The organism is Acinetobacter sp. PW68 (assembly GCF_020982655.1).
GTDB lineage: Bacteria > Pseudomonadota > Gammaproteobacteria > Pseudomonadales > Moraxellaceae > Acinetobacter > Acinetobacter towneri_A.
In genome coordinates this window covers 2370844-2393252 of the sequence record NZ_JAHZSX010000001.1, presented here as the reverse complement: position 1 = coordinate 2393252, position 22409 = coordinate 2370844, and the positions used below count along the sequence as shown (strand labels likewise).

The following is a 22409-nucleotide window of genomic DNA, read 5'->3' as shown; positions in this document are numbered from 1 at the left end:
CCTGTAGTTCGCTATGGGGTGTTTTTTTAATAGGTTGATATGCAGGGAATACAAAGCAGCATTATGAATGCGGGGAGTGATGATTCAGGTGTTTTTGTAACAGTGGACTGCACAAAATAATGGCAAGCAAAATCAGGGCAAAGCCAATTAAACTAAATAAGTCTGGCGTTTCATGCCAAAAGCTAAAGCCCCAAATCCCTGCAAAAATAATCGCAATGTAATTTACAGGACCAATTTGCCCTGCAGGGGCAAGACGGTAGGCATTGGACATAAAGATCTGACTGATATTGGCCAGTAATCCTGCACCAATTAAAAAACTCAATTCTTTTAAGTTGTAGGGGCGCCATGACCAAAACATAGGTACAACAGAAATGAGTGTCCCAATCATGCAAAAATAAAACACAATGCGTTCAGGAGGTTCTGTTTGAGTCAGGGCGCGTACTGTGACAAAAGCCATCGCTGCTAAAAAACTGGCACTGAGTCCAACAGCGGACATACTATTAAACATACCTGCATCGGGTTTGGAGACAAATAACACGCCAAATAAACCAATAAATGCAGCCCATAACATTGGTTTGGTGATTTTTTCTTTAAGGAATAGCCATGCAATTAGGGGAATAAAAATAGGCGATGAATAGGTAAAGACCATCGCATTGGACAGTTTTAGATTGGCAATTGCGTAGAAAAAACCATACATGGCGGTTAATCCGACCACTGAACGCCAAGTGTGCATCCATAACTTTTCAGTTTTAAAAAAGCCCAAGCCTTTATTGAAAATGAACGGGATAAAAATAAACAAACCAATAAAGTTACGGAAAAATACCACCGTGGCATTATCAACCGTTTCTGAGGCGTAACGAACGCAGACCCCCATGAGCGAAAACAGAAAGGCAGAGCAGGTTAACAGCATAATTGCTTTGAGCAAATTTTGTTGGGCAGAACCAGAAGATGTCATACAAATAAAGCCAGAATAACCTCAGGCTATTCTAGCTTAAATTGGCTACAACACTGACCATTTATCGTATTTTAAAATGACTGATGTGAAGCAGAGGAGGCTTACTGTGCCAGTTGGGCTTCCAGTATTTTGATTTGCTCTTCTTTCAGTTTAATCAACTCATCGGCATCACTATGTTGCTGTTTTAATAAGGCACGTTGATCATTCAGCTGATTTTGAATGTCATCTAATTTAGCCACTTCTTCTTTGACAAGGGCTGCATTTTCAGATACAGGCGCTTTGAGTAAATCTTCTGTGACCAACTGTTTTGGTGCTGCTTCATCTTCTTGCAATGGCGTTGCTTCAGCAGGTACAGCTTTCGCTACAGGCGCCGTAGTTGGGGCAGTTTCTATAGGCGCAGTATTGTCGCTCTCACCCATCCATTGAAAGATAAATACGGCAATAATGACAATAATTAACCCGCCCGTAATCGCCCATAAAAGCTTAGGGTTATGTCGTTGATCTTCAGTCATGCGTTGTTGAACCTTATTGTTTTACTTTGACTGACGCGGCTTAAACTGGATCACCCCAATTTCATCTGAAACCTCTGGGATTTCAGGTTCATCAATATGTGTTGGACGGTTTTCCGTATAATCACACTCGATGCATTCGATCCATTCAGCTTCGCCAGCGGTGAGCATGACAACCCGATCCATCGCCTGACATTTTGGACATTTTGCGCCTGCAATGAAACGACGTTTAATGGTCATCACGACTCCCCTAACTTCATCTAAAGTTCATAGTTTAAGCGGTTTTAACTGTGTTCGTCCAACCTTGATGACGTAATAGTGCGTCTATTTTTGGCTCGCGTCCGCGGAAATTGATAAATGCGTCAAGGGCTGAATCTTTTCCGCCAACTGCTAGAATAAACTGTCTAAACTGCTTACCCGTTTCGGTATTAAATAGCCCTTCATTTTCAAAGCGATCAAAGGCATCGCTGGCTAAAACCTCTGCCCATTTGTATGAATAATATCCTGCAGCATAACCGCCTGCGAAAATATGGCTGAAGCTGTGCTGGAAGCGGTTGTAGGCTGTAGTTGGCGCAACGGCATAGTTTTGGCGGATATCATTCAGCATAGCTTGAATCTGTTCTGCATTTAAAGCAGGGTTGCTGCGGTGAATACTTAAATCGAACAGGGCAAATTCAATTTGGCGCAGGCTTTGCATTCCCGACTGGAAGAAACGTGCATCTAACAGCGCTTTAAGCAGATGTTCAGGCAGGGTGTCTTGGGTTTCAATATGCGCACTCAGCATATCTAAACTGTCTTGATCCCAAGTCCAGAATTCCATGAATTGGCTTGGTAATTCCACCGCATCCCAAGCGACACCGTGTGTACCTGCCACAGCAATATTATCTACTTCAGTCAGCATGTGATGTAAGCCATGTCCAAATTCATGGAATAGGGTGATGACTTCATCATGCGTTAAAAGCGCGGGTTGATCTGCCACAGGCGGGGTAAAGTTACACACCATATAGCAAATTGGTTTTTGTAAACCCTGTGCCAATTGCATGCGGGAGCGGAAACCACTCATCCATGCGCCGCCGCGTTTGCCGGTACGGGCATATAGATCAAAGTAAAAACCACCAATCACTTGACCTTGCTCTTCAAGTTCAAAATAACGTGCATCAGGGTGCCAAACAGGGGCAGCGCGTTCAATAATATCGACATTGTATAAACGCTTAACGATGCTAAACAGACCTTCAACTACTTTTGGTGCAGGGAAATATGGCTTTAACATTTCTTGTGAAAGGTTAAATCTCTGTAATTTTAATTTTTCAGAATAGTAGCCTGTATCCCATGGTTGCAAGGTATCAATCCCATCTTGAGCTGCAATGGCTTTGAGTTCGGCAATTTCTTGTTCAGCGGGTGCTCGCGCATGTTCTGCCAGTTCACGCAAGAATTGATCGACTGCTTCGACACTTGGTGCCATTTTGCTGGCAAGGGATAATTCTGCATAGTTGTTAAAACCGAGCAATTGCGCCATTTCTTGACGTAAACGCAAGATTTCTTCCATGATCGGGGTGTTGTCAAATTCAGACTGGGCTGATTGATCGGACGCGCGAGTAGTGTATGCCTGATACAAGGTTTCGCGCAAAGCACGATCATCGGCATAGGTCATAATGGCTAAATAGGCAGGAATATCCAGTGTTGCCACAGGTTGTTCTAGCTCGCGTTGCTGACCATATTGTTTCAGCAATTCAACGCTGCTTGGCGGTAAACCTTTGAGCTGATCTTCTGACAATACTTTGTAATAGGCTTGAGTAGCATCCAAGACATGATTGGAAAAGTCCGATGACAGTTGCGATAAACGTGCTGAAATTTCAGCATAGCGTTTTTTGGCTTCGCCTTCTAAGGCCACGCCTGATAGTTTAAAGTCTCGCAAGGCCAGTTGAATTGCGCTTTGTTGTGCAGCAGGCAAATCTTTAAAGGTGTTGGCATCGTGAATATGTTGATAAGTTTGATATAACACCGTGTGCTGACCAAGCCGAGTATAGTAGTCACTTAAATTGGGTAATAACGCCTGATACACTTCACGCGTTTCAGTATTATTCATGACCGCATTTAAATGTGACAGCACGCCCCATGCTTCGCTCATATTATTTTCGAGCTGATCAATCTGTTCTAAAACACTTAATTGCGCCGTAATACTTTCAGGTACTGCAGTCAGCTTATTTAAAAAGCTTTGTCCCTGCTGAATAGCATGCTCAATTTTTTGTTTTAAATCTGCCAGTGTAATTTGATCAAACTGTGGAACAGGTAAAGTTGCTTGCTGTAATTTCATTTTTTGAATGCCATCTAAATTTCTTTCATGATTAATAGATGTAGGGCTTTTGAGGGCTGAAATCAAGGCAAAAGGGCAGATTTAGCTAATCAAGGTGATAACTTTGTCAGAATATGGCTGTTTGAGGCGATCCCAAAAAACAAAAAGAGCCGTAGCTCTTTTTGAAGTGGTTGGAAAAAAGCCGATGCTAGTCAAATTTAGACTTGGCATTGGCTTTTTTCTTTTTCTCTTTAGTCTTTTTCTTGGTTTTTTCTTTCGGTTTTATTTCCGACTTCGCTGAGGTTTTTTTACCATAAGAACTCGGTTTGTTTTTTTGCTTTTTCTTTGTCACAGGTTGCTCACCGTTTTCACTTAAAGTCGCCTTGCTTGGACGCTCAGAAAAAACTTCTTCGGTGGCTTCACGGCTGAATGGTTTTGCCACGCGAGGTGCGCGCATACGAATAGCACGACCTGCATGGGTGAGTTGTTGCATAAGTTCAAAATCAATTTTGCGGTCTTCTAAATTCACAGCCGCCACTTTAATTTTGACTTCATCGCCTAAGCTAAAGCTTTGACCACGTGCTTGTCCAATTAGACTTTGACTTGCTTGATCAAATACAAAGAAGTCATCGCCTAACTGGCTGACATGAATCATACCATCGACATAAAGGTCTTTGAGCGTAACAAATAGACCGAATTCTGCCACTGCAGAAATTATGCCCACAAATTCTTCACCTAAATGCTGCTGCATATAGTGGCATTTTAGCCATGTCGTGACAGAGCGCGAGGCTTCATCGGCACGACGTTCAGTTGCAGAATAATGTTCTCCTGCATCATCTAAAGCTGCGCCCGAAAGTGGGGATGGCTTGTGTCGTAAATGTGCTTTAATGGCACGGTGTAATAACAGGTCAGGGTAGCGGCGAATTGGTGAAGTGAAATGCGTGTAGGCATCATAAGCTAAACCAAAGTGTCCTGCATTGTTGGCACCATAATAGGCCTGCATCATGGAGCGTAATAACACCGCGTGAATACTTGGCGCATCAATACGATCTTTAGTGGCTTCAATCACCGCTTGATAGTCGGCCTGAGTTGGTTGTTCTGGGAAATGTAGCCCAAGTAATTTGACAAAATCACGGACTTTTTGAATACGTGAAAACTCTGGCGGTTCATGCACACGGTACAGCATCGGCACATCATGTTTGAGTGCATATTCTGCTGCTGCGACGTTGGCGAGTAACATACATTCTTCAATCAGTTTATGTGCATCGTTACGGGTGCGGGGCAAAATTTCTTTAATTCCACCTAACTCATCAAAGGTCATGTAGGTTTCAACGGTCTCAAACTCCATGGCATGACGTTCGGCACGTAAGCCTTTCAGCACTTGATACAGTTGGAACAGAGTGTTTAATGATTTGCGCACCTCCCGATCTTCTGGAATTGCCGCACTATCACCCTCAAAATATTGTGCCACTTGGGTATAGGTTAGACGTGCTTTAGAATGCATGACCGATGGATAGAATTCAAAACCTGTGACTCGACCTGCGCGTGACAGTTTTAAATCACAGACCATACATAAACGGTCAACCTGCGGATTGAGTGAACATAAGCCATTCGATAAAGCTTCAGGCAACATTGGCAATACAAAATGTGGGAAATACACCGAAGTCCCACGTTCCTGAGCTTCATTATCTAATGGTTTGCCTGAGCGGACATAATGGCTGACATCGGCAATGGCGACAACGACTCGGTAGCCACCGCCTGGACGTTTTTCGGCGTACACCGCATCGTCAAAGTCGCGGGCATCTTCACCATCAATGGTGACTAAGGGTAAATCGCGTAAATCAATACGTCCTTCACGATCTTGGGCAGTCGGTTCCTGAAAGCTTTCGGCTTCCTGAATGACATCTTCAGGAAATTCATAGGGCAGACCAAATTCTAAAATGGTTTGCGGGATAATAATTTCAGTATCAGCTTTGTCTGCCATCGACTGAATAATATGTCCTGTGGCGAATTCTTCACGGGTTGGATAGTCGTCAATGGCAATGCGAACAGAATCGCCCAGTTTAACTTGGGCATGTTCAATTAGTTCTTTTTCAAGGGTAATGGGTTGATGGCTATTTGGTTGGGCGGGCTGAATAAAATATTCACCATCGTATTCTGACAATTTACCAATGATTTGTTTGACACGACGCTGAGTGACTTCTGTAATAAAGCCCCATGCCTTGCCTTTACGATCTACCGAAGTCTGGCGGACTTTGACTTGATCGCCATTAAACACCAAACGTAGTTCACGTTCAGGCAATAAAATATCTTCATGACCTGCAATATTGGCTGTGCCTAAACCTTTACTGTTGATGTACACCGTGGCGTCATGAGTCGGTTGTTCTGCAGCAAGCTGGAACTTGAATCCATCTTTCATGAGCTGACCATCACGCACCATGGCAATTAAACGATGGCTTAACGCATCAATACTTTTTTGATCGGCAATGGCGAAATGCTCAACCAAGTCTGCATGTGACTGTGCCGCTTGCAGTGTTTCAATAGTTTCTAATATTAAGGTACGGCTTGGAATAGGATTTTCGTAACGTTCGGCTTCAGCTTTCGCTTCAGGATCGACCCAATTTTTCATCATGGAATAAGCTTCATGTCAGAAGGTAGGTTTAGCATAAGTCATGTACGTGAAGACTGCACGTAAATGATTGCAATAATGTGTTTTCTGTCGTTATTTTACGATGTTTCTGGTTTTTGTGTAGTGATTGCCAAAAGTTCAGGCGCAATTGTGGTGATGAATCCTGAAAATTGTTTAAAAAATATTTAATTGAGCAAAAATATGCAAAAATTGTGGTGTCTAAGCTTGCAGTGCTAGCACTTAATTTGTATTATGGCGGCACGTTACGGTGAGATGGGTGAGTGGCTGAAACCACGTCCCTGCTAAGGACGCATACGGGTAACTGTATCGAGGGTTCGAATCCCTCTCTCACCGCCACGCTTTACTTATGTCGCGCTCATAGCTCAGCTGGATAGAGCACTTGGCTACGAACTAAGGGGTCGGGAGTTCGAATCTCTCTGAGCGCACCAATAAGTAAACTGAACAGTAACGTATCGCCTAAATTGGCAAACAAGTAATGCGCTCATAGCTCAGCTGGATAGAGCACTTGGCTACGAACTAAGGGGTCGGGAGTTCGAATCTCTCTGAGCGCACCAACTTGAACAATCAACCGCTTAAATGCGGTTTTTTTGTGCCTGAAATTTGCTGATATAGTGTGTATCTGCATTTACCCGAAGCTAAGCCAATGCAATAATTGTATTTCGGTAAAATTTTTTGAATCGTCGAATATCTGTGCATTTGATTGCAAAATGATGAATTAATACTTAACAGCCAGACAAAAACACGTATAATGCACCCCATCAAGTCGTCGCGCTCATAGCTCAGCTGGATAGAGCACTTGGCTACGAACTAAGGGGTCGGGAGTTCGAATCTCTCTGAGCGCACCAACTTGAAATAAAAAACCGCACTTTTGATGCGGTTTTTTTGCATCTACACTATCTAAAAATGATGAAATTTCTGTGTCAAAAGTATGACTATTGTTTTACATCTGGCTTTGAGCGAATAAACACTAAAAAAATAAGGAATGTGCTCAATCTAGTGTAAGATTTAGCTCAATTTGAATGACTTGATGATGAGCTTATGTCTGACACGCAGCCAGCATTGTCTTTGCGCTATATTTTAAATTTAGAAGAATCTCAAGACGGCTTTGCCCTTGCGACTTTTGGTAAAAAACAATTCACCCGTTTTATTACACCACTGATGAGTGTGGCGATTATCGCTTGGGGCTTTTATTTGGGCTTCGATGGGGTAGGTCGCTATTATGTTGCACTCGGTGCGTTCTTTTTAATCTTGCAAACCTTAATGCGTTATTGGTTTTTGCCAATGATGTTTAAGCGCCAGTTTGTCAAATACCAATTTGGAAAAAGCGAGCAAGGTATTGATTTATTTCAAGACTATGCAGAATTGTATGCCAATGGTCGTAAACAGGTATTTCATTATAACGAGGTGCAAAATTTCGCTGTGGGTAAACTCACCTATATGCTGGAATTGAAAAACCGTACAGTGGTGATTGTGCCGAAACGTGCATTTAATCTGCCTGCAGAACAAACGGTTTTTGAAAATACCTTTAAAAAGTAAGTTCTAATTTTCCCAATTTACGAATTATTTGAGGATGATGATGAGTACACGTCCATCTAAAATTGTCTGTGTCGGTCGCAGTTATGCAGACCATGCCAAAGAATTAGGTAATGCTGTACCTGATCGTCCTGTGTTATTTATTAAACCGCCAAGCAGTTTACGCAGTTTAAGTGATGGGATTACGTGGAATAAGGTCTGGGGCAATTGTCACTATGAATGTGAATTGAGTTTACGCATTGACCATCCTTTAAATGCAGACACAGATCCTGCCAAAGTATTGGATGCTGTAGGTGCAGTGACTTTGGGTCTAGATTTAACTTTGCGTGAGTTGCAGGACGAACTCAAGAAAAAAGGACAGCCGTGGGAACGAGCCAAAGCGTTTGATGGTTCTTGTGTGTTGGCAGACTGGGTGGATGTATCGGAAATTCAGGACTGGAAAAACGTGCACTATCGTTTGGACATTAATGACGAATTACGTCAGCAAGGCGATACCAGTTTATTGATTTTTGATATTGCGGCATTATTGGCAGATATTAGCCAAGTGTTTAGTTTAGAACCTGGTGATGTGGTCATGACTGGTACGCCTGCAGGAGTGGCAGCATTACAGTCGGGCGATCAGTTGAAGATGACCTTACAAGGACGCACTCAGGCATTTGTCTGGACGACATTTGTGAAATAAATAGCGTTGTAAATGGTGAGACTCTAAAAGATGAGTATCACCGTTATTTAATTGCTTTTAAATGAGAAGGTTATACTTTCAGTAAATGCTGAAATTTACTGCGTAATTTATTCAGTTTCGGTGGAATAGAAAAATTGCAGTAGCCCTGATTTGGATTTTTGGCAAAAAAATTCTGATGATAGTCTTCTGCAGGGTAAAATTTAGGCGCTGCACTGAGTTCTGTCACCACATTCACACCTTCGGCTTGTAATGCTGCAATCATCTCGGCTGCAGTTTGTTGCTGTGTAGCATCTAAATAATAAATCACAGAGCGGTATTGTGTGCCGACATCATTGCCCTGACGGTTTAATGTGGTTGGGTCGTGTGTGGCAAAAAATACCTCAAGTAATTGTGTATAGCTGATCTGCTGCTCATCAAAATCAATCAAAATGACTTCTGCATGTCCGCTGTCGCCACGGCAAATATCTTCATAGCTTGGGTTTAAGGTGTGTCCACCTGCATAACCGCTGGTGACTTTTTCTACGCCCTGCAGTTGTAAAAATACAGCTTCGACACACCAGAAACATCCGCCACCAAACAATGCTTGTTGCATGATTTTGTCCTTATATTTTATCAATCAACCATTTTAAGCCTATTTATGGTTAGACTTAGCCATTAACGTACAGCCGTTGGTGTTTCAAATTGAATGAGTAAATTTCCATGACGATCTAGCAATTTCAGGGTTTTACCATAGACCTGATAATGTGTGACTTTATTCAGGGCTTCATGAAATTTCTGATCTAAGTTATTGTTATTTAAGCAAGCCATTCGCGTGGTCGCCAATTGACCCAATTGTAGGGTGTCACGTCCTGCGGTATAGCTAGCGTTGATTCGGTTACAACTATCTGAACCTGAGACTGTTTGTGTGGTGGCATCAAAGTTTAAATATGGCAAGTTTTGGCGGTTTGCTGCAGTATTTAACATACTGTTGCCCAATTGAGTAGCCGTCCATGTACGTTGTACCAAGTTAGCTTGATTGATTGCGGTAATTTGGCTGGTGCTCGTTTGAGTTGGCATATTTTCACATCCAGAGAAAAGCATGACTGAAGCAAATATTGCGAAACCAAAAGATTTTTTAAACATGAGATGATCTCTAATTTTTGAAATTGTTGCTATCTAAACAAATTATGCGCCGTGGCTCTAGTTGAATTTGTATGTTTGCTGCAACTTTTTCAAGAATGGGTGTAGTTTGCTATTTGAATGAATTGTATCTGGACAAAATGACCAAAATAGGTCAAGGCAGCACTTTGTTTTGGTAGGTTGGGTGCGAGTAAGGCGTGCTGATTTTTGCTGAGGAATCGAGCTGTACCCCTTGTCGAATAAGTCTGGAAAAGTCCTGACTGTGGATATTTTTTAAGTTTTCCACACGTGGGTTAATGTGGGCGCGTTGATACCAAGTTTGCATATCCCAACGATGATCCAGCGCATGCAAATCATATAAATAATTGGGTAAATAACCCGAAGCCAACAGGCGATAGTCTGCAGGGAAGCGTTTTTGTGATACTGACTGAATCATATCAAACAACAATGTGGTGCAATTACTGGTCAACGTATTATACCAACGCGCTTTGGCGGCTAAAGCATCGGCTTTATGCAGATATTCCTGAAACAGTGCTTGTGCTTCTTGTGGATTGAGCTGGATCGGGAAAAAATAAACTTGCTCACCCCGAATATTGCTGCGGGTGTAGATGATATCTTTTTCATCGGCAGCGACAAGGCTGAGTTCATATTGCCGAAAGAAGCCACCAATCGCAGAAAACTCTTCGTGTTTTTCTTTGCGAATTTCAATGGAAAAGGTGAGTGGCGCTTGATCGGCAAAGTCAAAACTGACTAAGGTATGCGCAATTTTAGGCCCCATCCAGTAAGAGGTGATGATATTCACCCCCGTAATCTGTTTCAGGTTAAATTGGCGGGTTTCCCAACGTTCGGTATAGCGACCATCGGCATGCCAGTCAAAATTGCGGACATTGTGCAGCGTGACCTGATCTTGTACTTGTTCATAATGCAGCATACGGGCTACTTCAGGGTTCCAGTCACGGTCTTGCTTGGCATCCATCCCAAAATACCAAAACAGCCCCAAGGTAAAACCCAAAAGATAAACCAAAATATCCTGATTGCGACTGAGCAAATGCTGAGTGATATAAATGCCCAAAATGCTGAGGGTGAAGGCTAGCCAAGTCCCAATCAGCACACGGCTCATTAACCAACCCAAAGGCTGATGAATCCACAAGGCCATACTGAGCCAAATAGAAGAAAGAACGACACCTAAACTGAATATGAAATGCAGCATCCGCCATTCCTGAGGCAAAGTTAAATTCCGTTTAAGTCATCATAATCAAATATTGCCAAGGCTGTCAGCATTATTTTTGATAGCGGGCAAACTCAAAGGCAATCCCTGATTTTTCATCGACATGCTGTTCTGAGGCCACTTTTTTAAACTCGGCAGGAATGGCAGGATAATGCGCATCTCCCTGAACATCTAGTTCAATATGTGTCAGTTCCAAACGGTCAGCAATCGGCATAGTTTGGCTAAAAATTTCACCACCACCAATAATAAATAAAGTGTTTGGTTTTTCTGAGGCTTGAACATCGGCAACGGCTTGTTGCAAGGCATCTTCAATGCTATGCGCCACTTTTGTGCCTTCAAATGCCCAGTTTGGGTCGCGGGTAATCACCCAATTGACACGTTTAGGCAGGGTGCGTCCCATCGACTCCAAGGTTTTGCGTCCCATAATCACCACGCCACCTTGGGTGATTTCTTTGAAGTGTTTTAAGTCTGTCGAAATATGCCACGGCAATTGGTTACCCTGACCAATGCAGCGTTGTTGATCCATAGCGACTACGTGTACAACTTCTAAATTTTGAAATGACATAATTAGGCTCGTATTTTCTTAGTCTGCCAAGCATGTTTTGGGGACGTTGGGGCAATTTAAATGTTGAGATGATAAATCTAGCAACAGGCAATTAAACAGCGACAGGTGCTTTAATTGCAGGATGTGACTCATAGCCTACAATTTCAATATCTTCAAATTTAAAATCGAAAATATCTTTGATTTCAGGATTGAGTTTTAACTGACATAACGCCAGTGGTTCACGGCTTAGCTGTAACTGTGCCTGTTCAAAGTGGTTGGCATATAAATGCGTATCGCCACCTGTCCAGACAAAATCTCCGACTTCTAAATCACAGACTTGCGCGATCATGTGGGTTAGTAAAGCATAGCTGGCAATATTAAAAGGCACGCCTAAAAACACATCGGCACTGCGTTGATATAGCTGGCATGAGAGTTTGCCGTTGTGCACAAAAAACTGGAATAAAGTATGGCAAGGCGGTAAAGCAACTTGACCTGCTTCTTTCGGGTTCCAGCCTGACACGATTAAACGACGTGAATTTGGATTGGTTTTAATTTCATTGATTAACCATGCAATTTGATCAAAACCATCTTGCTCATACAGACCATCGGCTTTTTGTGTTGCACCAAAATTACGCCATTGATGTCCGTACACTGGGCCAAGTTCACCTTCAGGACGACCAAAGCGCGCGGTTTGTTCTGCGGTAGACCATTCATCCCAAATACTGACTTTATGTTCTTGTAGATATTTGACGTTAGTATCGCCTTTTAAAAACCATAACAGCTCAATTACGATAGAACGGAAATGTACTTTTTTGGTAGTCAGCAGTGGAAAACCTTGTGCAAGGTTAAAACGCATTTGGTGCCCAAACACTGAACGTGTGCCTGTTCCGGTACGGTCACCTTTGTCGCCACCATGGTCAAGAATATGTTGGAGTAGGTCTAAATACTGGCGCATAGCGTTCTCTGGTCAAGCAAAAGTGAATATTTTTGGTTGGGCGATTCGATGCCCAGTAAATCACAAAGAATAATAGCAGAGTTTTTAAAGTTGTGACTTTATTGTGTGTCGGAAGTGTGATGTTGATGCAGCAATGACAGTGGTGAAAACAGGCAAATAGCCAAAGCGGTAAAGCCAATGCCTTGAGCGCCCGACAGTAAAATTTCACCGTGTTGAATCTGCATGAAAATTATTGCGAGTAACAACGCCAGTGGAATCCAAGTCAATAGTCGTGCCAACCAACCTGTGGGATGTTGTGCAGTAAAATGAATTTTGCAGTAACGACAAATTAAAAAAACAATACCTGTGGCCAGAAACATTAAAATCGCATCGAGCTTTAAGGGTTCTAAGAAGTATACCGCTGCAGTGACCAGCATGATCACCAGCAGCAGGGCAATTTTCTTTGTGATGGTAATCTGTGGGTTAAACCAAAATTCAAGCATGTGAGAGATTGATGTCTGAAAAGTGTAAGTAATAGATAGCACTGTAGCATAAAAAAGGCGAAGATTGACTTCGCCTGAATGGATGAAACCTGCATTTAAATGGGTAGTAGCTTAGCTGTTTTTCTGCGGACCCCAATCATAAATTTTCTTTTGATAGGCATGCCACATCATCCAGATACCGACCAAAATCATTGGCAAGCTCAGGAATTGCCCCTTACTCATCCATGCAATAAAGAGCTGACCATGATCGGGTTCGCGGAAAAATTCGACAACAAAGCGTGCCAAACCATAACCAATCAGGAACAGGGCAGACACTGCCATGCGTGGACGTGGCTTGGAGCTAAACCACCACAGTACAATAAATAGAATTAAACCTTCGCATAAGGCTTGATACAACTGAGATGGATGCCGTACCAATTGCAAAGGATCGGTCGGGAAAATCATCCCCAAGGCAAAGTCAGGATCGGTCACAGGGCGACCATATAACTCACCACCAATAAAATTACCAATACGACCAAACATCAGACCTGTAGGTACACATGGGGCAATAAAATCCAAAGTTTGAAACCACGTCATTTTGTATTTTTTACACCAGAACAGCATGGCTAAAATCACGCCCAGAAAGCCGCCATGGAAACTCATGCCGCCTGTCCAGACTTGGAATAACCACAGTGGATTTTCCAAAAATTGTTCAAAGCCGTAGAAAAACACATAACCGACACGTCCACCAATCACCACGCCCAAAGCGCCGTAAAAGATCAGGTCGGAAACCATGTCTGGTGTCCAGCCACGTTGTTTGGCACGGTAAGTTGCCAAACCCCATGCAAATAAAAATGCCAGTAAATACATCAAGCCATACCAATGGACTTGTAAAGGCCCGAGCGAAATAGCAACGGGGTCAATATTTGGATAGGTGAGCATTCCTGTTCCTTGTGATTCTGTTTTGCACAGATTTTAGCTGAATGTGATGAAAAATGTTGTACATTCAATGTGTAAAGATCAAGAGTTTAAATTATGTGTATTGTGGCATTGGCTTGGCAGGTCTTGACAGACACACCACTGTGTTTGATTTCAAATCGAGATGAGTTCTATCGGCGTCCGACAGCAGCACTGGCAGCATGGTCTGATAGTCCAATTGTTGCAGGGCAAGATTTAGAATCGGGCGGTACGTGGATGGGCATTACCCCATCGGGACGCTGGGCTGTGATTACCAATTATCGTGATGCGAATGATGTTCGTGAATATCCAACTTCACGTGGGCATATTATTCAGGCTTTTTTAGAATCTGAGCAAACGCCTATCCGTTTTGCGCAAGCCTTAGAAAAACAGCAATGTGAATATGCAGGTTTTAATTTATTTGTGGGTGACACCACTCAAGCGGTGTACATGAGTAACCGTGGAGAAGCGCCGCAGGTTTTAGCTAAAGGCGTTTATGTGGTGTCGAATGGATTGATGAGTGACCCTTGGGAGAAAACTGCACGCTTACGCAAACGCTTTACGCAGGAGTTTTTACCGATGCTGCAATTGCCTGATCTTGCAACGGCAGAGCTAAATGCTGCGGCGTGGGATATTTTGCAAGATGAACGCAAAGTTGCATCTGAATTGTTACCTCAAACAGGGATTTCATTGGAGATGGAAGCGTTGTTGTCATCGACTTTTATTCAAAGTCCACTTTACGGTACACGTTGTTCCAATTTTTTACGTATGCAGGCGCAGCAATTTACATGGCTGGAAAAAACACAATATGGTGAGCAAAAGGGAGATATTGTGCAGCAACAGTTGAAGATTGAGGCATAAAAAATGCCGACGTGATGTCGGCATTTTTAATTTATGGATGTTATCCAGCAATTGCTTTGCCGTCTTTACGGGTGATGACAACCGTTGCTGAACGAGGACGTGCAGTTTTATTGTTCATGTCAGTTTGTGTTGCAGGCCAATGGCTGCTTGGCGCATCAAAACTCTTTGAATCTTCACCTGGGTGCTGAACGTTAATAAAGATTGCTTTGTAGTCAGGTGTCATGGTTACACCTGTAATTTCACATTCTTTTGGCCCAACAAGGAAGCGACGTAAGTTTTTATCGGTGACTTGAGCACCAGCAATTGTACTTTGATCACCAACAGTTTTTACAACACCGCCATCACCAACTTGACCAGGTAGTGCTGCTAACATCATACAGTTTGTAACATCTGTATATGCGCCATCATCTGTTTGAATCCAAAGAACACCACGTGGGTCAAACCACATACCATCTGGACTTGAGAAGTCGTTTGCATCGCTTAAATTAGAAAGGTTAATTGTCGGATCCATACTTGCTTCAGCACCAAATAGATAGATATCCCATTCAAATGATGTTGCTGCAGTATTCTCTTCTTTAAAGCGGATAATATGACCATTGACGTTACCTTTACCACCTTCAGGATCGGTGTAGTTACGTGGGTTTGCAGGATCTGTTGCATAGCTTGAACCACGGTTCGAGTTATTGGTTAAAGTCACGTACACTTCACCATTTTCAGGGTTTACAGCAACCCATTCTGGACGATCCATTTTTGTAGCTCCTACAGCATCTGCTGCAAGACGAGCAAAAGTAAGGACATCCGCTTGTGAGCTAAATGGGTAAATAGCGTTTGTTTCGGTTAAGCCATTTTTACCATAAGCCAGTTCAATCCACTCTCCTGTGCCTGATGCATTAAATTTAGCGACATAGAATTTCCCTGAATTCATATATTTGTCGCCAGCTCGATAACCACCATTCACATCTTTAGGATCCCATGTTGCATCTGATACAAATTTGTAGATGTACTCACCGCGCGAGTCATCGCCCATATAGAATGCAAATTTTTGCCCTTCAATTGCGCGGCTGGCGCGACAGTCTTCGTGAGCAAAACGACCTAATGCAGTACGTTTTACTGGGTTTGAGCGGCTATCGAATGGATCAATTTCTACAATCCAGCCAAATGTATTTGGCGCATTACGATAGTCTTGAGTTGCAGACTCTTTGGTTACGTTAGCAGCCCAACGATCATACATGTCTTGAGATTCAAAACCAGCTTCTGCTGTTTCCCAACCATAGCGTGAAGATTTATTCAAATACACGATGCGATCTTGCTCATCGCGTTCTGGAATTTTTTTACCATCAGCATCTAAAATATAAATGATGTTGTTTTTCGCATCACGTTTAACACTACCGTCTGCATTTTTTTCAGTTTGATAAGAGATCTCTAAGCCTAAGCCATAGCGTTTAAGTGCTATTTTTTCAGCTTCACTACGGGCTGAGTATTGGTCTGTACCTGAGCGTTGGAAATAACCAATAAAATTTTCTTCAGCAGTTAAATAAGTGCCCCATGGTGTATAACCATTACCACAGTTATTTTGTGTGCCTCGAGTTTGACGACCAGCGGGAGAGAATGCTGTGTGCAGTAATGGAGAACCAGCTACAGGCCCTGCAAAATCCATGACAGTCGAAGCTGTAATACGACGGTTAAATGGTGATGACTTCACAATCTCTACAGCTTGAGTTTCAGCATTTTTCTTAATATGAACGACTGAAACACCGTGTGCATTTACTTCACGAATCACTTCATCTTCTGGGCGACGTCCATCCTTTTTAGTTGCGCCTTTTGGATGTAAGAAGGTTTGGTTGATATATTCGTGGTTCAAAACCAATAAGCCATGATCTGATGCATTTTCATCATAACGACCAGTTTTAGTACTTAAGCCAAAATAGCTCATGCCATCGTGACAGTCACCAGAGCGGAATTGGAAACTTGGGCCAGATGGAACATCTGCATCTGCATTCCAATTGCTATAAGAAGGATTGATCGAGTCACCTAAAGCATATAATACAGTTGCTTGGTAACCTTCAGGAACAGTAACAATATCATTTAAATTTTTATCTACAGCTTTAAATGTTAATGTTTCAGGCTTGGTATTGGGTTCTTCTTTACTTGTTGGTGGTGTTACATTTGTATCTTCATCATCATCACTACATGCAGATAAAGAAGAAGCTAAAGCTAAAGCTGCTGCACCGCTTGCAGTTTTTTTAATTAAACTGCGACGGCTCATGCGTTGTTCTAGAATGTCACGAAAGTGCGTATTGTCTGAAGTGTTATTATCTAACTCTTGATCTTCATTGTAAGGCATAAAATCAGTCATTTTTTTTCCTAGCAAATTGCTTAGTCGTTTGAAAGTTATATGTAAATTAGTGGCTAAACATGACATGCGGGTTAAGCTTATGTGTCAAACTGATTAAATCCGTTCAGTTGTGATCTACACGCACAAAAAAAGAAGCAACCATGTGCTTCTTTTTAAAATTCAATATTTTAGATTAGCTGTGACTGACTCGGCGCTTCTCAATTAATTTGCCAAAAAACAAACCAATTTCAAACAGCATCCACATCGGAATGGCAAGCATGATCATCGATAAAGCGTCTGGCGGTGTGACAAACATGGCCACAAAAAAACAGCCAACAATAATAAAGCGACGTTTTTCAACCAAAGTTTGCGTAGACACGACACCAATCATAATTAGCAAAAGTGTGACAATTGGAATCTCAAAGGTAAAACCAAAAACCAAAAACAGCTTCAAACAAAACGTAAGATAGCTATTAATGTCGGTCATCGGGGCGACTGTTTCAGGGGAAACGCTAATGAAAAAGTGCAGAATGGATGGCAAGGCGACAAAGTAAGCAAAGCTAATTCCGATATAGAACAAGCAAATACTGCCGATCAGCAAAGGCAGCGCCAAACTTTTTTCTTTTTCATATAACGCTGGTTTTACGAATGCCCAAATCTGATACAAAATAAATGGCATCGCAATGAACAGCGCGACAAAAAAGTTTAGTTTAAACGGCGCCATAAAGGTTGCGGTAACATCAGTCGCAATCATGGTTGATGTATGTGGCAACTGTGCACGTAATGGTTCCGACAATACTTGATAAGTTTTATTGGCAAAGGGCAATAAACAGAAGAATAAGGCAAGAATAAGCCCTACAATTTTAAAAAGATGATTACGCAGCACCATCAAGTGCTTGGTAATTGGCATTTCTTCTAATGCGGCTTGCTCTGCCTTCAAAGGCAAGTGTGAAAGCTCAGAAGCGTTTGATTGACTCATACTGCAACCTTCATTTCAGTATAGGGCGCTGTAGTATGTTGTAGCGCAGATAAATTTGAATGTGATGTCATTTTAGTTTTAGGGAGTAACACCGCAGAGGTTTTTTCAGTATTTAAAACCAAGGTGTAATGATGCTGTTGTAAGGTATTTTTTGATACGGCATGCGGGGAATGTGTGCTTTTTGCAGTTATATCTTCAAATATTTTTTCTTGCTGCATTTCATGCATTTGTGCTTGCATCTTTGCTTCAAGTTCCTGAATACGCGCCATTTCTTGCTGCATTTGCTCGCGTAATTCAGATAAACGCAATTCGCGGTCAATGTCATTTTGAACATTACTGACCATACGTTTAATTTTAGCGTACCACTTGCCGACAAAACGCGCTGCTTCAGGGAGTTTTTCAGGACCCAGCACCAATAATGCAATGATGCCGAAAATCAGCAGTTCCGTCATTCCAATATTGAGCATAATCTCAAACCCTCAGCCTTAATGCTTTACAGTCGAATTTACATCACTGCTATTGGCTTGATGTTCAATCGTACGAGGTTCTTTCAGTTGCGCCGCTTCTGCCTCATCATCTTTTATTGATTTTTTAAAATCTTTGACCGCGCCACCTACATCTTTACCTAAGTTTTTAAGCTTAGATGTACCAAATAATAAAATGACCACAATTGCAAAAATCAGCACGTGCCAAATAGATAATCCTGCCATGATTTAGACCTCTCAATAGTTGAGCCTATCTCAACAGGTCTGTATGACAATGCGGTGACGAATGTGTTGCGATTTGACGACAAGGGATGTTTGACCTGATTTGTAAAGCTTGAAAATAAAACAGCCCGTGTTTGAAAACGGGCTGTAAGATCAATCACATCTGTTAAATCTAAGCTTGTAAACTTGCTTTAAACAGTTGCATCGCCTGACCACGGTGACTGATTTTATTCTTTTCTGCTTTCGACATTTCTGCGCTCGACACTCCCAATTCAGGCAACCAAAAGAGCGGGTCATAGCCAAAACCATTTTCACCACGAGCTTCTGCTAAAATCTCGCCTTTCCAAATACCTTGGAAAATTTGTGGTAATGGATCATCGGCATGTTCAACCAAAGCCAAAACACAAACAAACATACCTTCAATTGCTGCGCCGTCTTGACGTAGTGGTTTGAGTTTATTCAGAAGTTTTTCATTATTAGCTGCATCATTGCCATGTTCACCTGCAAAACGTGCAGAGTAAATTCCTGGTGCGCCGCCTAAAATAGGCACACACAAACCAGAATCATCGGCAATCGCGGGCTTTCCTGAAATTTTCGCGGCATGGCGCGCTTTTAAAATGGCATTTTCAACAAAACTCAAACCATCTTCAACCGCATCTTCAATATTCAATTGACCTTGCGGAATCACTTGCACAGGCAAGTCTAATTGCGCAAACAGGGTTTCAAATTCTGCAATTTTTCCCTTGTTATTGCTTGCTAAAACCAAAGTACCTTGAGCGCGCCAATCAGTTGCAGCCATAATTCAGATCTTAATTCAAAATAATATTGGATATTTTAACGGATTTTTCAGACTTAAAAGTTTAATCTCGCATAGATTTGTTTTTATACATGCTAATAATATTTAGGTTTCAAAAAGTAGGGGAATCATGATGAGCAAAATTTCAGAGATCTACCGTTATACGAGTCAGCACCGTGCATTACTGCAGCAAAGTAAGCGTTGTGGCTGTTTTTACTGTCTGCAAATTTTTACTTATAGCGAAATTGAAGATTGGTGTGATGATGAGCAAACCGCAATGTGTCCGCATTGTGGTATAGATGCGGTATTGGGTTCTGCTGCAGTAGAAGAATTCAGCCCTGAATTGCTACAGGCCATGCAAGCGGTTTATTTCGGATAAGACAAAAAGCACCCGAAGGTGCATGAAGTTAATTTAAGCGCGATTAAATTTATTGTGCTTGAATCCATTTGTCAGCGCGGTCACGTGCTTGACGAATTTGTTCTTGAGTTAAGTTGGCTGCCAAAGCTGTTTTCTTGCCTTCAGACAAAGAAATCACTTTATTGTCGAGCATGCCATCACGGGTAGATAACTCATACCACTGATACGCGCCCATATAGTTTTTCTTTTGTTCTTCCATCATGGCAAGGTTAAAGCTGGCACGGTTATCACCACGGCTAGCCGCCTTTTCAAAATATTGACGTGCCAAGACTTCGTCTTTTTTCGTGCCAATACCATCCGCCAACATACGACCTACATTAAGTTGCGCAGCAGATAAACCTTGATCTGCAGCCGCTTTGTACCAAGCAAACGCTTGACGGCTGTCTTGTTGAACGTCTTTACCTTGTTGATATTTTGTCGCTAAGTAAAATTGTGCCCCTGCTTGACCTGCTTTGGCTGCTTTAATCAAGCCATTAATATCCATAGTTGAATATTGAGCTGCTTGGCTTGCTACAGAAGATGACGGTGAAACATAATCTGCATGGGCTTGAATGTTCAACAGTCCAACCAATAGCGTGGTGCTTAATAATAGTTTTTTCATAGAGCGCTCACTCGATAAATTGCGACTTCACCAAACAAATTAGGCAGATGCTTACTGAGTAAACTATCTTGTTGATTCCCATTCACGGCAAGTCGGTTAATGATGCGAATATTATTTTCGGCACAAAGTGCCTCAAAATCACGAAACGTACATAAATGAATATTTGGGGTGTTGTACCACATATAAGGTAATGCATCTGAAACAGGCATTTTTCCTTTTAAGGCAAGAAAAGAGCGAGTCTTCCAATGCGCAAAGTTTGGAAAGGTAATAATTGCCTGTTTAGCCACACGTACCATATCTCTTAATAATACGTCAGGTGCATCTACTGCTTGCAAGGCTTGTGCCATGACCACATAGTCGAAAGACTGATCGGCAAAGCGGCCAAGCCCCAAATTCAAGTCTTGTTGGATGATATTTAACCCGCGACTGATCGCAATTGCAATCTTTTCTTGATCAATTTCTAATCCGTATGCACGAATATTATGCTGTTTGCTCATGTGTGCCAACAGTTCACCATCGCCACAACCCAAATCGAGTACTTTAGAATTGGGTTTAATCCACTTTTCGGCAAGTTGCTGATCAAGACGCATTACACGGCCTCCTGTGGGGTTGCTTGAAGATGTTCTGTTCCACCCAAGAATGCACGCATGGCTTTCACGTACAGTGGAATTGGGAACAAAAACGAGTCGTGTCCTTGTTCGGCATCAATATCTAAATAGCTCACCGGCTTATGATTGCTAATTAACGCATCCACAATTTCCTGCGAACGCTCAGGGCTAAAACGCCAGTCGGTGGTAAAAGACACCACTAAAAACTTGCATTTTGTATTCGCCATGGCTTTTTGTAAGGATTGTTCGTATTCACGTGCAGGATCAAAATAATCCAGTGCCTTGGTCATAATTAAATAGGTATTGGCATCAAAATTACGGCTAAATTGTTCGCCCTGATAGCGTAAATAGCTTTCGACCTGAAACTCGACATCAAAGCCATACATAAACTTGCCAGATTTTAAGTCACGACCAAATTTCTGTTTCATGGCTTCTTCAGACAAATAAGTGATGTGTCCAACCATGCGCGCCAAAATCAATCCACGTTTTGGATAGCTGTCATGTTCCAAATAACGCCCATGATGAAAATCTGGGTCAGATAAAATCGACTGACGCGCGACTTCGTTAAAAGCAATATTTTGTGCGGAGAGTTTTGGTGCACTGGCAATAATGACGCATTTTTTCAGACGATCAGGATAATCAACCGACCATTGCAAAGCCTGCATGCCACCTAAAGAGCCGCCAATAATTGAATACCAAACCTCAATGCCTAAACGGTCAGACAGCATGGCTTGGGTTTTGACCCAATCTCGCACCGTCACTAAAGGGAAGTCAGGGCCATAGGGACGGTTGTCATTTTCAGGGTTGGGTGATGTGGGCCCCGTAGAGCCGTTGCAGCCACCAATATTGTTTAAGGCCACCACAAAAAAGTGGTTGGTATCAATGGCTTTTCCTGGGCCAATACAGGCATCCCACCAGCCTGCTTTTTTATCGTCGGCATGATGATAACCTGCAGCGTGATGATGCCCTGATAGTGCGTGACAGATTAGAATCGCATTGGATTTATCGGCATTGAGTGTGCCATAAGTTTCGACCATGAGTTCAAAGCGGGGCAGAACACGACCACATTCGAGTTCTAAAGGTTCTTCAAATTGGAATTTTTTTGGAACAACAATGCCTACTGAGTCAGCTGGAAAAGACACGGGAATAATTCGCCTTAAATCCTGAGGATGAATAAATAAAAGGATACCACTTGGGGTATCCTTTTCAAAATGCTTT

24 protein-coding genes and 4 tRNA genes are annotated in these 22409 nt (G+C 42.3%); 8 read left to right on the top strand and 20 right to left on the bottom strand.

Annotated features, from left to right (window positions below):
• Positions 1-61: 61 nt before the first annotated feature.
• The 5 genes from K1T76_RS11355 to rnr form a co-directional block, all read right to left on the bottom strand.
• Complete coding sequence (locus tag K1T76_RS11355; protein ID WP_230245406.1) at positions 62-955, bottom strand: DMT family transporter; 894 nt, start codon at positions 953-955, stop codon at positions 62-64.
• A gap of 101 nt (positions 956-1056) precedes the next feature.
• Positions 1057-1467, bottom strand: coding sequence for a hypothetical protein (locus K1T76_RS11350; protein ID WP_230245405.1), 411 nt, complete (start codon positions 1465-1467; stop codon positions 1057-1059).
• Positions 1468-1488: 21 nt separating this feature from the next.
• Complete coding sequence (locus tag K1T76_RS11345) at positions 1489-1698, bottom strand: YheV family putative zinc ribbon protein (protein ID WP_171062592.1); 210 nt, start codon at positions 1696-1698, stop codon at positions 1489-1491.
• 40 nt (positions 1699-1738) lie between these two features.
• Positions 1739-3778: a M3 family metallopeptidase gene (locus K1T76_RS11340; protein WP_230245404.1), complete on the bottom strand. Its 2040-nt coding sequence runs from the start codon at positions 3776-3778 to the stop codon at positions 1739-1741.
• A gap of 187 nt (positions 3779-3965) precedes the next feature.
• Positions 3966-6389, bottom strand: a complete 2424-nt coding sequence (rnr, locus tag K1T76_RS11335) for a ribonuclease R (protein WP_230245403.1) — start codon at positions 6387-6389, stop codon at positions 3966-3968.
• Positions 6390-6653: 264 nt separating this feature from the next.
• On the opposite strand from rnr, the gene K1T76_RS11330 reads away from it, so the two are divergent.
• The 6 genes from K1T76_RS11330 (at position 6654) to K1T76_RS11305 (ending at position 8622) form a co-directional block, all read left to right on the top strand.
• Positions 6654-6743 (top strand) — tRNA-Ser (locus K1T76_RS11330).
• A 15-nt stretch (positions 6744-6758) separates the two neighbouring features.
• Positions 6759-6835: transfer RNA gene (locus K1T76_RS11325), tRNA-Arg, on the top strand.
• Between the two features lie 49 nt (positions 6836-6884).
• Positions 6885-6961 (top strand) — tRNA-Arg (locus K1T76_RS11320).
• Positions 6962-7175: 214 nt separating this feature from the next.
• Positions 7176-7252, top strand: a tRNA-Arg gene (locus tag K1T76_RS11315).
• Positions 7253-7445: 193 nt separating this feature from the next.
• The gene (locus tag K1T76_RS11310) at positions 7446-7943 is read left to right on the top strand and encodes a YcxB family protein (RefSeq protein WP_019836845.1); all 498 of its coding nucleotides are present in this window, start codon (positions 7446-7448) and stop codon (positions 7941-7943) included.
• Positions 7944-7977: 34 nt separating this feature from the next.
• On the top strand, positions 7978-8622 hold the full coding sequence (locus K1T76_RS11305) for a fumarylacetoacetate hydrolase family protein (RefSeq protein WP_326845737.1): 645 nt from the start codon (positions 7978-7980) through the stop codon (positions 8620-8622).
• 70 nt (positions 8623-8692) lie between these two features.
• On the opposite strand, the gene msrA is transcribed toward K1T76_RS11305, so the two are convergent.
• The 7 genes from msrA to lgt all read right to left on the bottom strand — a co-directional run bounded on the left by msrA (position 8693) and on the right by lgt (position 13871).
• Complete coding sequence (msrA, locus tag K1T76_RS11300; RefSeq protein ID WP_019836843.1) at positions 8693-9214, bottom strand: peptide-methionine (S)-S-oxide reductase MsrA; 522 nt, start codon at positions 9212-9214, stop codon at positions 8693-8695.
• 62 nt (positions 9215-9276) lie between these two features.
• Positions 9277-9744, bottom strand: coding sequence for an META domain-containing protein (locus tag K1T76_RS11295; protein WP_026438072.1), 468 nt, complete (start codon positions 9742-9744; stop codon positions 9277-9279).
• A gap of 151 nt (positions 9745-9895) precedes the next feature.
• Positions 9896-10951, bottom strand: coding sequence for an Lnb N-terminal periplasmic domain-containing protein (locus K1T76_RS11290; RefSeq protein ID WP_230245402.1), 1056 nt, complete (start codon positions 10949-10951; stop codon positions 9896-9898).
• Positions 10952-11021: 70 nt separating this feature from the next.
• Positions 11022-11534 carry a dihydrofolate reductase gene (locus tag K1T76_RS11285; RefSeq protein ID WP_230245401.1) on the bottom strand — a complete coding sequence of 171 codons (513 nt, stop codon included), beginning with the start codon at positions 11532-11534 and terminating at the stop codon, positions 11022-11024.
• A gap of 91 nt (positions 11535-11625) precedes the next feature.
• Entirely contained in the window at positions 11626-12468 is an 843-nt protein-coding gene (gene thyA, locus K1T76_RS11280; protein WP_004974795.1) for a thymidylate synthase, read from the bottom strand.
• Between the two features lie 98 nt (positions 12469-12566).
• The gene (locus tag K1T76_RS11275) at positions 12567-12950 is read right to left on the bottom strand and encodes an AzlD domain-containing protein (protein ID WP_070153281.1); all 384 of its coding nucleotides are present in this window, start codon (positions 12948-12950) and stop codon (positions 12567-12569) included.
• Positions 12951-13061: 111 nt separating this feature from the next.
• Positions 13062-13871 (bottom strand): prolipoprotein diacylglyceryl transferase, encoded by an 810-nt coding sequence (lgt, locus tag K1T76_RS11270; RefSeq protein WP_070153278.1) that lies wholly within the window; start codon positions 13869-13871, stop codon positions 13062-13064.
• Positions 13872-13964: 93 nt separating this feature from the next.
• Between lgt and K1T76_RS11265 the strand changes: the two genes are divergently transcribed.
• A complete protein-coding gene (locus K1T76_RS11265; protein ID WP_230245400.1) occupies positions 13965-14747 on the top strand; it encodes an NRDE family protein in 783 nt (260 codons plus the stop codon).
• Between the two features lie 40 nt (positions 14748-14787).
• On the opposite strand, the gene K1T76_RS11260 is transcribed toward K1T76_RS11265, so the two are convergent.
• The 5 genes from K1T76_RS11260 to rdgB form a co-directional block, all read right to left on the bottom strand.
• A complete protein-coding gene (locus tag K1T76_RS11260; protein ID WP_131260576.1) occupies positions 14788-17103 on the bottom strand; it encodes a PhoX family protein in 2316 nt (771 codons plus the stop codon).
• A 172-nt stretch (positions 17104-17275) separates the two neighbouring features.
• Entirely contained in the window at positions 17276-18061 is a 786-nt protein-coding gene (gene tatC / locus K1T76_RS11255; protein ID WP_230245399.1) for a twin-arginine translocase subunit TatC, read from the bottom strand.
• Positions 18058-18528 carry a Sec-independent protein translocase protein TatB gene (gene tatB, locus K1T76_RS11250; RefSeq protein WP_167846331.1) on the bottom strand — a complete coding sequence of 157 codons (471 nt, stop codon included), beginning with the start codon at positions 18526-18528 and terminating at the stop codon, positions 18058-18060. Before tatB ends, tatC begins: the two co-directional genes overlap by 4 nt.
• 18 nt (positions 18529-18546) lie before the next feature.
• Positions 18547-18771 carry a Sec-independent protein translocase subunit TatA gene (gene tatA / locus K1T76_RS11245; protein WP_004974820.1) on the bottom strand — a complete coding sequence of 75 codons (225 nt, stop codon included), beginning with the start codon at positions 18769-18771 and terminating at the stop codon, positions 18547-18549.
• A 169-nt stretch (positions 18772-18940) separates the two neighbouring features.
• Positions 18941-19567: an RdgB/HAM1 family non-canonical purine NTP pyrophosphatase gene (rdgB, locus tag K1T76_RS11240; RefSeq protein WP_004974822.1), complete on the bottom strand. Its 627-nt coding sequence runs from the start codon at positions 19565-19567 to the stop codon at positions 18941-18943.
• A 130-nt stretch (positions 19568-19697) separates the two neighbouring features.
• Between rdgB and K1T76_RS11235 the strand changes: the two genes are divergently transcribed.
• Positions 19698-19943, top strand: a complete 246-nt coding sequence (locus K1T76_RS11235) for a cytoplasmic protein (protein WP_230245398.1) — start codon at positions 19698-19700, stop codon at positions 19941-19943.
• A 49-nt stretch (positions 19944-19992) separates the two neighbouring features.
• Here the strand turns inward: K1T76_RS11235 and K1T76_RS11230 are convergent, their stop codons facing one another.
• The 3 genes from K1T76_RS11230 to metX are packed head-to-tail and all read right to left on the bottom strand — an operon-like array spanning position 19993 to position 22333.
• Positions 19993-20583: a tetratricopeptide repeat protein gene (locus K1T76_RS11230; protein ID WP_230245397.1), complete on the bottom strand. Its 591-nt coding sequence runs from the start codon at positions 20581-20583 to the stop codon at positions 19993-19995.
• On the bottom strand, positions 20580-21173 hold the full coding sequence (gene metW, locus K1T76_RS11225) for a methionine biosynthesis protein MetW (RefSeq protein ID WP_230245396.1): 594 nt from the start codon (positions 21171-21173) through the stop codon (positions 20580-20582). Before metW ends, K1T76_RS11230 begins: the two co-directional genes overlap by 4 nt.
• A complete protein-coding gene (gene metX / locus K1T76_RS11220) occupies positions 21173-22333 on the bottom strand; it encodes a homoserine O-succinyltransferase MetX (protein ID WP_019836832.1) in 1161 nt (386 codons plus the stop codon). The genes metW and metX overlap by 1 nt, the downstream gene beginning before the upstream one ends.
• Positions 22334-22409 lie beyond the last annotated feature (76 nt).